This window comes from Bacillus sp. EKM501B, from assembly GCF_011800505.1.
GTDB lineage: Bacteria > Bacillota > Bacilli > Bacillales > Bacillaceae_G > Bacillus_A > Bacillus_A cereus.
In genome coordinates, this window is record NZ_JAALFZ010000027.1 from 43,963 (window position 1) to 56,170 (window position 12,208).

A 12,208-nucleotide genomic window follows, 5' to 3' on the forward strand; every position below is an offset into this window, starting at 1 on the left:
TAGCACGCACATTTTAACTTTTTTATACGCTAAGGGATTCTCAAAACTCAATAATACGATTTGAATTGAGTTTTTGATTTAAGGATGAGTTTTGAGACACTATTTAGGCTCTTTTCATCACCTTTTACATTGGAACGTACTTGTCTCAAATACATACGTTTTTGAGATCAGATGATTCTCTTAGAGTAGTAAAATCAACGTTTTTTCATGTTGAATTTTGCTTAGCGTATATTTTCGTTAAAATGTTGGTGATACGCCTATCAAAAATCACAAATAAAAAAAGATAAGATCGGCGAACACGATCTTCTCTTTAGCACAAGGAGTAAACAAAAGGATAACCATCATATTTTTATTATAATTTATTTTTTGTTAATTTTGAATATTAGAACCATACTTAACAAGTATATCTATATTGAGAAATTTATTACAAAATTAGTTATAAATGATTCAAAACTCCAATGTAAACTTTTTAGCCATTAGTTTACTTTCATATCATTGTTTTTATTGAGTTTATGCTTTTTTCATTATTTTACAGAAAACAACAACAAAAGTATACATTTGTAACATCGATTTTACTGATCTCATAAAACAATGTTGTTTTTTGTTAACTATCTCTATTTTTTCAAAAAATCATTTTAAATGCTCAAATCCTTTATTTATTCGATAGAACAAAATGAGAAACCTAAAACAGTCCAACTGTATTTTTGATACTGTCGGACTGTTTTAGGTTTCTTCACATGTTTGTTTGAAATTAATTCAAACTGTTTATAAAAACTATCTCTAATTAAAATTCTCTAGCATTTTGCATATTTTTGGCACGTTGTTCAATAGCAAGAATAGAATTACGGAGGATTGGGTTTATTTGAGACAGATTCCCATTTTGAATAATTTTATCAGCATGTTTAGTATTGCTTGCTGTTAAGAATTCAGCAAATGATTCTATATTATCGGGATTAATTTTCCCTCTAATAATGGATTCCATCAATGTCTGAGCACTCCATTGATCACTTTCGAAGGAAATCTCCCACAGTTCTTTCAAACAAATTAATCTGGCTGTTGTGAACGGTAAAATATTATATAAGTTATAAAAAAATCTCGCAAAATCATTTAAATAACTAAATGGCCATTTATACTGTTTATAACAATCATGTAAATGATTCGTAAAAGCTTCTAAAAATGTTAAAATTTCTTCTTTTACATAAGATATATAGGCTTCGGTTCTTTCTGTTTTTTCGAACAATTCTACTATCGGCTCTAAATAATCATCAAAGACATGATCAATTACTTTTCCCCCTAGGGCCATTTTATGAAATTCATTCCAATCTATCTGTTCTTTATTATTTTCTACATATTGCTTCATTGTCTCATATGATGTTGAAGAAGTTTCACTTGGCATATAAATAGCTTTTAATTGCTGATATTGAGTAATAAACTCATTAATGTCTTGGTGTCGATCTTCTGGGCTCTGAGATACTGCTTTTGAAATCAAACTATAAAACCTCACTGTAGGTTCTATACTAAGTGGATCTTTTGCAGTTAGTATAAAATATAGAAGTTTTCCTAAAGAGTAGATATCGCTTTTCACTGTAGCATTTTTTATGTTATCGTACTGTTCAGGTGCGACATAAAAGATTTGCCCATAGGAGCCCACTGATTTTGAAAAATGGGACATACTGTTTATATCTTTTCCAAGTCCAAAATCACTAATTTTAGCTTGAACATTCTGGTCTTTAATAAATATAAGAACATTATTAGGAGACAGATCTCGATGTAGGATAGTTTTTTCATGAGCGTATTTCATTCCTACTAATATCTGATTAAAAATCATTATTTTTTCTTGTAGACTGATTCTACTATTGTATTTAATGATGTACTTATGAAGATGATAATCAGCTAACGGCATAGCGTAGCGATATATCTCTTTAGTATCATCACACTCCATATCTAAGCATGAAATTATGTATGGGCATTCGTCTAATTCCTTTAGAAGAGATATTTCTCGTTTAAATCGATATACATAATCTTCATTCCGAACGAAATCTCTTTTTAATTGTTTTATAGCAACCGTTTTCTTCAATTCATTTTTTGCTTTCCAAACATCACAAAAATAGCCGCTTCCTTTTACATTTAATATCTGATAATCCAATAAAATTCCTCCTTTTATCATTTTTAAGTATCTACTTATTTACTAAATTTATAGTATGAATTTCAAAAAAATCTAGAGATCCAATTTTAAAAATGAATAATTTCTTCCATTAAACCACCTGGCCAATTTAAATGACCTATATTAGCCTAATTTTACTTATATCGGGAAATTTTTCAATATTGAGTTATAGATAAAAAGGAGATGAATGTTTACAATTCTTCTCCTTTTTATTTATATATTAAGTAAATGTAGAGTAAATTGTAATATGGCATTTATAATATCATCCAAAATATCAATCGGTTAATCTTCATTTGAAAATGAGGAATTATTCTTTGTAAATCCAGAGACACCTGAATTACCAGATTGACCAATGGGTTAAATCTTTGCTAGCTGTAACCTTGCTCCTGATGGTTGCTGATTGAATGAACCTCATTGATTTCCCCAACTTTTTAATTATCTTGTAATCTTTAGTAATATTCAAGTATTTGTTAGTTTCAAATGAAATAAAGCACAATATTTGAACTATGTACATTCAACGATTTAAAATTTCTTGATAAATCTGTACTAACCAGTATTCAAAATGTAAGAATCTAATTTTAAGAGCATCACAAAAAAATAAAAGCTTTATAATCGGGTTGAAAATTATGGTTACTTATAAAATTAAATTTATTTTATTATAGTTAATTATGCTTGAATATAAATATAAGTCTATCTGTAAGAATCCTACATTCTTCTCTATTAACCTATACTTATAATTTTCATAATTTATTTTGATATCAACATTGATTTAAAGCGTTTTATATAAAATAAATAAATGGGATTTTTAGAGGAAAGGTGGACTTTTATTTTTAAATTCACATAATTTTCAAATATTAAATTTCTGGATGTTAATATTTGTTATATAATGGAATCAAGCCGTAATCAATATGGTTTCCCCGTTATGAATAATGAGATAATTTATGTGTCCCGTGTATTCGCTTTAAAGCAAAAAGAACTTGTAGTTATTTCTACAAGTTCTTTTTGTTTCTTGAAAGTAAATAAAGTTAATGCTATCTCTATCGGAGAATCATATATTATTCGTCTAAAAATCTTCAAAAGGTTATGCTTTAATGTACATAGGGGGAATTAGCGAAATGTCCAATAATTTTTGTTGAAGATTTTTATATAACTGGACAGATTATATTAAATTATATAGTATTTTTTCATCAAAAATCATAATCAGTGTTACTATTAGTATGAAGAAAAGAAATGGGAAGGAGATTTTGTATGACTGATATATTTATAACGGAATTGAAAATTAACAAAGTTAGGCACTTAAAAGATATTCATATTCCAATTTCTGAAAAAACTAGAAAACATTTAATTTTAACTGGCAAAAATGGGTCTGGAAAAACTTCGTTACTTGAAGGGATTTTAGAATATTTCGCAATATTAGACTACACTACTTTATCAATGCTTGATCGTCATCGAGATTTTATCAACGTTCATAAAAATGAACTAACTCGCTATGAAGATCGCTTAAAGGAAGATCCTGATAATTCTGCTTTTCTGATGCAAATTAATGAAGCTAAAAGAAATATTCAATCAAATGTAGAAATCATAGCTAAATATGAAGGTAAAATAAAACCATCATTTAATACACTTTTAAATTTTGATGAATATCATGAAAATGGGAAGTATATAATTGTATATTTTGATGCAAATAGAACTTCTCATATGGATATTCCAAATGGGATTGAAAAAACGAGACTCTTACCAACAAAAGAAATTAGAGCAAATGCAAATGCTGTTTTTCTAAAATATTTAGTAGATTTAAAAGCACAACAAATGTTTGCACAGCAAGATGGAGATAAACAGACAGCTAATGATATTGATTTGTGGTTCAAAAATTTAGAACAATGTTTTAAAACGCTATTTGAAAATGATAAACTAGTCTTAAAGTTTGATTATAAGGATTATAATTTTATAATTGAAGAACCTGGAAAAGAATCATATACACTTAATACATTATCGAGTGGTTATTCAGCTATATTACATATTATAACAGAGCTTATTATGAGAATGCTTGCTGCTAAAGCGCCTCTTTATGATATACAAGGCATAGTAATGATTGATGAAATAGATGTCCATTTACATATTAGTCTTCAAAAAAAAATATTAAAGTTTTTAACAGAGTTATTTCCAAACATTCAATTTATCATTACAACGCATTCTCCGTTTGTTATTAATTCAATTGACAATACAATTGTTTACGATGTGGAAAAAGATATCCTTGTTCAAGATTTATCGTTATTTCCCACTCAAGCAATACTTGAAGGATATTTTGAAATTGATCAATATTCATATTTGTTTAAAGAAAAACTGCAGGAATATCAAAATTTGAGTGAGAATATAAATAAGTTGTCAAAAGAGGAAATTATAAAATTCGAAAAATTGAAAGAAGAATTTTCTAGAATTCCGAAAGAAAATACAAAAGAGTTGCAATTAAAATTAGCAGATATAGAATTGAATATGATTTTAAGTGGTGAAAATGATGATATCAATTACTAAATCTCAACCTGAACCTAAAGAATTAGCAGATGAAAGAGCGAAGCTGAACGGTACCTATAGAGTTGCAAGCGTTTTAGATAGGTTAAGAGAAGATTTTTATGATAAGTGTTATATTTGTGAATCTAAAAATCCCACAAGTGTGAATGTAGAACATTTTATACCACATAAAGGAAATAAAGGGTTAGAATTTTCATGGAATAATCTATTTTGGTCATGTGCACACTGTAATAATACAAAGTTAGCTAAGTATGATAACATTTTAAATTGTACAGATCCTGAAGATAATATTGAAAATAGGATTAAATTTATGATAGAACCTGTCCCTTTTGCTAGAGTAAATATAGAAGCCTTGGATCAAGAGGAAAAAACGATTCAAACTGTCGAACTGCTAAACAAAGTATATAATGGGAGTACTCATTTAAAAGTGATAGAGGCAGATTATATTAGAGAGGCATTAGTCGATGAAATGTTAGAGTTCTATAAGTTGTTACAGAGTTATGCCAAGAGTACAAATGAGCAGTTGAAAAATATATTCTTTTTACAAATAATTGATGAATTGGATTCAAGTTCTGCCTTTTCAGCATTTAAGCGACAATTGATAAAAAAACACAGTAATCTGATGAAGATATTTGGTGAAAGTTTTGATACTCCATCAGAAGAATTTAATGCTAGTTGAAAGAAAAAAGGGTTCTTACTAAGGGAATCCTTTTTTCTGGCTTAGTGTTTAGAATGAAAAAAATAATTCACTTGTAACAATACATCTAGAAAGATATACCTTTCGAACATATTTAAAGATTACAAAGAAAAATGAATTTTACAAAACATACAAAATGTAAAACTAAAAAACCAGTTACATATGTGTGTTTTCACATTTATAACTGGTTTTTTCCTAATTAAACAATTTTATCAAACAAAAAATATAAAAACATCGAATCACTAATTATACCAATCATACCCTAGACGGATAATATTTGCGTCGTTATAAGAACATGAATTCTCTTCCAGAAAGGTCTCAAAATCTATAAAGTTATTTAAATATATTTCATTATTTGTTAACCAAGTTGCATCACATTCATCACATACGTATACAATCTGATTTAGTTTTTTAATTTCTGCTTTATAAATTAGCCCATTCCCATCGCATCTAGGACAAATAACTTTCTCTCTAAATAGTTTCATGTAAATTTTCCTCCATTAATTTTTAACTGGATATGAAGTAATAACCTTATTTGTACCAGGTCTTACTACTATTTTAATCGCAGTTTCACCTTCAGTTCCTACAATTCTTCCCATAGGAATTATATATGCACCGGAGTCGCCAGGTACATGGGTACCTTTCTTAGACCAGGCCTCGTCTACTAATTCTAATAACTTTGTTTTATCAACATTAAACACAGAATGTGTAGGTTTATTGGGATTAGGTTTTGTATGATCTAGTACATGCTTCACACGATTTCCGTGAACACTACCTTGAGTATATTCAAGTCCACCAGAAGAAGTCCATGATTTTGTTTCTTTATTATAAGTTAATTTCCCGAATTTACCCAATATAGGAAGTTCTTTTAATAAAAACTTATTCCCAATTTTAGATAGAACAAGCATTAGCGCTGATTCACCCGGTATCGGCATGGCTTGTAAGATTGCTAAATCACCATCAAATAATGTTTCATAGATGCTTCCTTCAGCATCTCTACCTAAATCTACATCACGTTTCGCATAATATCGAATACGATCGTCAATTTGTGCATCTTCTTCTAGCATCTTCCCACTAATTGCAACACCAGGATCCCATTTATTTAGTACTTTTTTATAGGCTATCAGTGACATATAAAAATCAGAGTTATAAAAGCCTGTCAAATCACCAAAATAGAACTTCATTTTTTGTAAATTCTTTTGTAATTCTAAGATAGCACTTGTGTCAGTCGTTTTATTTAATTGATTTAGTGTATTCATTAAATCTGGGTCTGTATTAAGGTCTTTATTGTTCCAAAGCTTCACATAATATGTTCCCGCAGCTGTAGGTTTAAAGCTGTTAGAAGCATTTCCAGGGAACATCGTTTTTACGACTTCACCACTTGTATTTTCAATTGTTGCTACATTATTTGTAAGACTTATTTTTTGTTCATTTAGTGAAGTAAGATTCACCTTATAATAATCTACATCATATAAAGATGTAAGATTATGATCTTTTATTTGATCCCAGTTTACAGCTTCTGCTGTTTGTTTCGTACTATTAAAATCACTTTCGGCCATTAATGTTGTTTTTAAAACATTTTGTCCAGAAGGGTTAGATAGTTTTAAAACATACGTTTTCCCTGCTTGTAAATTATATTCGATTTTTGCATAATGAGCACCGTATGGACCACTTGAATCCATGTTAGAAGCAAGTCTTTGTTCTTCCTGATATAGTTTTAATTCATTTCCTGATCCTTGTTCTTTCCCTTTATAAGGCATAGTAAAGAATCTGTATAATCCTGTTTTATCCGGCTTGAAATAAAAATCCATAGAGTTTTTATTTTCATTAATATCAACAGGTGTAAGATTCTTTAGGTTAACGTAATTCGTAATTTTATAGTTCAGTGTAGCACGATTTACTATGTTTGAACCTTTTAATCCAATCGCTTTTACTACTGCATCAGCTTTAATAGGAATAGCACCTGTATAGGTAGAACCATGACTAGCTGTAGGTTCTGTTCCATCTAATGTATATATTATTTTATCTGAGCTTGTAGAAGTTAGGGTAACATCGATTGGATTCCCATAGCTTCCCTCAGGATAATTGGTACTTAATAATCCAGGACTGTGCCAACCATCTCGGATAACTTGGGCATATGCCCAAATATATACCTCGCCTAATTTTTGATTAAAGCCATCATTAATTGCCTCATTTATATTCTTCCAAACATGTTGTTGCTCTTTATTTAAAACAAACCCTGAGAAATAATGAATCTTTTCTTTTGGATAACCTAAATTTTCTTGTGCAAACTTTAATGTTTCTTTGTGTTTATCCATATGTCCGTCAATCAGGTAATCATAGTCCTCGATCATAAAGAAGTCCAGATTTGGATATTTCCACTGTTTTTTAGGGAAATTAACGATTGACATCATCGGTGGAACACGATCTTTATCAATTACAGAAGGAGTAAAGAATAAAACAGTAAATTTAGCATTAGAATAGGAATTTTTTAATGTATCACGTAACAGTAAAGAAAATTCACCATTTTTGTTACTTAACCACTCTAACATATCTTCATGGCCAGTTATGTCTTCCGTTGATGAGTGAAACTCATACATAGGATATCCATTTTCTTTTTCAAATAGGTCTTTTGTAGCTTGATCATAAAAGCAAGGTGGCTTCCCTGCTATGTCTTCTTTATGCCACCACCAAGGTTCTCCTAACTGAACCATTGGTGTAATACCAGCATTACTTGAGATTTTTGCTAATCCTAAAACGTATTTTTTATAAAAAGCTTTTACATCTTCGTTCGTAAAGCTTAAAAGATGAGGAGTGGGTGTCCAACCTGTTGTACCAGGAACATTATCCCAAGTACGTTGCCACCATGACTCTGGAGCGTCTACAGATTCCATTGAAATAGATTGTATAAGATCCATATTATTTTCTTTTAAACGTTTCGCATAATTCTTATACCACTCTTCAAACCCTTGATTAAATGGATAATCTGTATTCATTTCGACGCCGGAATCCGTCAAAATTTTGTCATAATAATGAGAAGCACCTATATAAAAATTGACCAGCTTGCTAAACCCTAATTTTTTATAATCATTTACAACCCTTTCAGGAGTTAGATTATATATATCATCATAATCGTCAGTCATCCTCACGTTATGGCTCGGTGCACTTTTAGGTTCATCCATTAAGTATGTATTTCCTGTTACTTTCCAATTATTAAAATGAAGTTTGAATTTTTCAGACTTTCCTAATTTCTTACTAGATTCAGAAGACTGATATCCTTGTGGAACAACGGACCACATAATTGATTTAATGTCATTTACAGGTATCTTCTTCCAATTTGGGTCTGTCGTATATTTTCTTTGTTCGGTATTGTAGCTATATGGCGTCCAACCAGCATATAAATTATTAAAATCTATTTTAATATGTCCAGTTTCCCCATTGGCAGTTCCTTCTTTTCGATTTTCAGGAAAACGAATCTCTTTCCCTACATCTCTAGTGGCACCAAGTTCCCAAGATTCCGCAGGACGATCTACAACGTAATTCCAAAGACGTACATAATGAACTTCACCATTATTGGTTTCAATTGTTAAACTGGGTGCTAACCCACTGTCCATTAGGTTCGTAAAGCCTTCAATTTTATAATCATATTCAAGGTTAACATTACTAAAATCAGGTTTTGTTGGGTATTTTAAATCAGGATGACTATAATTATCTTTAGTTTCCCACTTTACTCCAACTAGATCCTTTCCTGTTCGGAAATTACCAGCAACATAAAAGTTATTTTTATCAACAGTAACAGTTGATGCGTTCATATCAAAATTAAAATTGGTTACTAAATATTTAGGCATTAATTTATGAATCGCATTAGAATTTGGAGGTGTTTCAGCTTTTATGTGTAGCTGAGGTAACCAACTCAATTGAGAAAGCAATAACACAGCTGTAATGATAAATATACTCCACTTTTTGAACATATCTTTCCTCGCTTCTGGGGATCTAATTATTTATTAGTCCATAAGTTTTCTAAAATAGATAAAACGCAAAATTATTTTATAATTAAGAATATTTTCCTTAAAAAGAATGATTAACTTGAATCCATTTATTTACCTCCATGAATATATTTAGTTATATATAAGGATATTAATTTATAAAAATTATAATGTAAATACATTTAAATATGCAATTTAAGGTTTTTATTGATTATTTTTATTTAAATGAAATTTTAATGCACTTTCAAATAAAATATTTGTGATGATCTTATTACAGACTTTTAATTACACATCTTAAAATGAATTTTACAAAAGATACAAAATGTTAAACTCACAAAAACCAGTGATATCATGCGTTTTTCTATGTTATTACTGGTTTTTTTCGCTATAAAATGAAAAGAAAAATATTGTAGTTTAACAAAATGAAGTTATAGTAAAACTAAGTTTTACATATTATAGATAACAGCAATGAATTAGGAGGTCGTGTTTTATGGCGAAAGGAGGACGAAAACCTGGAGCAAAGGAGCCGATTCGTTCATTAGAAAAAATTGAACAAATGAAAGATTGGTTATTACAAAATTCCTCATATCGAAATTACTTTTTATTTTACTTTGGAATTAATACAGGTTTACGTATCAGTGACATTTTACGATTACGCGTAAAAGATGTTCGTGGAAAAGATGTCATGAAAATTAAAATGGAAAAAACAGATACAACGGTAGAAGTGTATTTTAATTCAGTCTTACAACAAGAGATTGCAAAATACACGAGTAACCGGGCTGACTCCGATTGGCTTTTTCCAAGTCGTCAAGGTGATAAGCCAATTACGAGACAAATGGCTCATACTTTTTTGCATAAATCAGCTAAGGCTTGCAATATTGATTCAGAACAATGGGGAACACATAGTATGCGAAAAACGTTTGGATATCACTATTACCAGAGAAAGAAAGATGTTTACTATTTAATGAAACTATTTGGCCATGCCACACAAGGTCAAACACTACAATATATTGGTGTAGAAGCCGATGAAATTCGTAAAACAATGGAAGATTTCACGCTATAGAGTAAGGGGGAACATAATGAAATTTAAAGGGTATGTAAGTAGTTTTTTAGTGATGGGATTATTATTTTCGGGATGTTCAGCAATCCAAAATTCAAATCACGCAAAACAAACAAGTGGTTCACAAGATATTGCACAAGTTATAGAGTTCCCTTCAAATAAGTACCCGGAAACAGGTGCCCATATAAAGGAAGCCATTGAAAATGGAAAAAACGATATTTGCACAATAGACCGAAAAGGGGCCGCGGATAGAAGGAAGCAATCATTAGCGGGAGTGCCAACTAGAAAAGGGTACGATCGTGATGAATACCCTTTAGCTATGTGTAAAGAAGGTGGATCGGGTGCGGATATTAAGTATATCAAGCCCGCGGATAATAGAGGGGCTGGGTCGTTTATAGGAAACAAAGTGGATCATTTACCAGATGGAGCACAAGTTAAAATTGTTGTAAAATAGAAAACACAGATGCATTTTAAATGCATCTGTGTTTTCTATTTTACAATGTTGGTGATACCTCATGTCCATTAACTTAAGAAATTTCACTACCCCAAAAACACGAGAAATGTACTTTAGCTTGATAACGATCGAGTGTGTCCCTAAAGTATTTATAGATTAATCACCTGTCACCCCTGTAATTTCATTACCATTTACAATAACAGGAGATGGGCCATTCCAACTTCGTATTTTGCTATCGAAATAGTATTGAGCCAGCCAGTCCCCCGTTCCATCAGGATCAATTTCTGGAGTCATCCGAACAATCATTTCAAGATTGCCAGTATAGTCATTCGGCTTAAAATTGCTTTGGATTAAAGATACGCTAGTCGGGTTGCTTCCAATGAAAATAATTCTTCCATTACTCCCCCCATTTGCCGCATTTGGTTGAGACCCACTTAGATTCCAAGGATGGTTAGGTTGGTCATTATCTCGAAAATAATGTTTTAATTCTTTACCCTGTGGGACTACTAGTTCAAAGTTTCCTCTAGTTCCAAAAGTACTTTGGATAAATGCAGGATTACCCGTAACCCCTGTAATTTCATTACCATTTACAATAACAGGAGATGGGCCATTCCAACTTCGTGTTTTGCTATCAAAGTAGTATTGAGCCAACCAATCCCCCTTTCCATCAGGATCAATTTCTGGAGTCATCCGAACAATCATTTCGAGATTACCAGTACAGCCATTTGGCTTAAAATTGCTTTGGATTAAAGATACACTAGTCGGACTGCTTCCAATGAAACCAATTCTTCTAGTACTCCCCCCACTCGGCGTATTGGGTTGAGAATCATTTAGATTCCAAGGATGGTTAGGTTGGTCATTATCCCGAAAATAATGTTTTAATTCTTTACCCTGTGGGACTATCAGTTCAAAATTTCCCTGAGTACTAAAAAAAGTACTTTGGATAAATGCAGGATTACCCGTAACCCCTGTAATTTTATTACCATTTACAATAACAGGAGATGGGCCATTCCAACTTCGTGCTTTGCTATCAAAGTAGTATTGAGCCAACCAATCCCCCATTCCGTCAGGATTAATTTCTGGAACCATCCGAATAATCATCTCGAGATTACCTGTACAGCCATTCGGCTTAAAATTGCTTTGGATTAAAGATACGCTAGCCGGACTGCTTCCAATGAAACCAATTCTTCTAGTACTCCCCCCACTTGCCGCATTTGGTTGAGACCCACTTAGATTCCAAGGATGGTTAGGTTGGTCATTATCTCGAAAATAATGTTTTAATTCTTTACCCTGTGGGACTACTAGTTCAAAGTTTCCT

The 12,208-nt window shown here is 31.1% G+C and carries 8 protein-coding genes; 4 read left to right on the top strand and 4 right to left on the bottom strand.

What is annotated here, in order from left to right; all coding sequences use genetic code 11:
• Positions 1 to 784: 784 nt before the first annotated feature.
• Positions 785 to 2,146 (bottom strand): serine/threonine-protein kinase, encoded by a 1,362-nt coding sequence (locus HFD78_RS26875; RefSeq protein WP_000386251.1) that lies wholly within the window; start codon positions 2,144 to 2,146, stop codon positions 785 to 787.
• Positions 2,147 to 3,412: 1,266 nt separating this feature from the next.
• On the opposite strand from HFD78_RS26875, the gene HFD78_RS26880 reads away from it, so the two are divergent.
• The gene (locus HFD78_RS26880) at positions 3,413 to 4,696 is read left to right on the top strand and encodes an AAA family ATPase (RefSeq protein WP_116291568.1); all 1,284 of its coding nucleotides are present in this window, start codon (positions 3,413 to 3,415) and stop codon (positions 4,694 to 4,696) included.
• Positions 4,680 to 5,372: an HNH endonuclease gene (locus tag HFD78_RS26885; RefSeq protein WP_000623678.1), complete on the top strand. Its 693-nt coding sequence runs from the start codon at positions 4,680 to 4,682 to the stop codon at positions 5,370 to 5,372. Before HFD78_RS26880 ends, HFD78_RS26885 begins: the two co-directional genes overlap by 17 nt.
• Before the next feature lie 260 nt (positions 5,373 to 5,632).
• Here HFD78_RS26885 and HFD78_RS26890 read toward each other — a convergent pair whose 3' ends face one another.
• Positions 5,633 to 5,875, bottom strand: a complete 243-nt coding sequence (locus HFD78_RS26890; RefSeq protein ID WP_000765552.1) for a hypothetical protein — start codon at positions 5,873 to 5,875, stop codon at positions 5,633 to 5,635.
• Between the two features lie 15 nt (positions 5,876 to 5,890).
• Complete coding sequence (locus tag HFD78_RS26895; RefSeq protein ID WP_000475313.1) at positions 5,891 to 9,361, bottom strand: chitobiase/beta-hexosaminidase C-terminal domain-containing protein; 3,471 nt, start codon at positions 9,359 to 9,361, stop codon at positions 5,891 to 5,893.
• Between the two features lie 505 nt (positions 9,362 to 9,866).
• Here HFD78_RS26895 and HFD78_RS26900 point away from each other — a divergent pair.
• Together HFD78_RS26900 and HFD78_RS26905 are read left to right on the top strand one after the other, a co-directional pair.
• Entirely contained in the window at positions 9,867 to 10,439 is a 573-nt protein-coding gene (locus tag HFD78_RS26900; protein WP_001051789.1) for a tyrosine-type recombinase/integrase, read from the top strand.
• A 16-nt stretch (positions 10,440 to 10,455) separates the two neighbouring features.
• Positions 10,456 to 10,890, top strand: a complete 435-nt coding sequence (locus HFD78_RS26905; protein ID WP_000669309.1) for a NucA/NucB deoxyribonuclease domain-containing protein — start codon at positions 10,456 to 10,458, stop codon at positions 10,888 to 10,890.
• 156 nt (positions 10,891 to 11,046) lie between these two features.
• On the opposite strand, the gene HFD78_RS26910 is transcribed toward HFD78_RS26905, so the two are convergent.
• The coding region (locus HFD78_RS26910; RefSeq protein WP_202983771.1) for a hypothetical protein at positions 11,047 to 12,208 on the bottom strand (1,162 nt) is incomplete at its 5' end.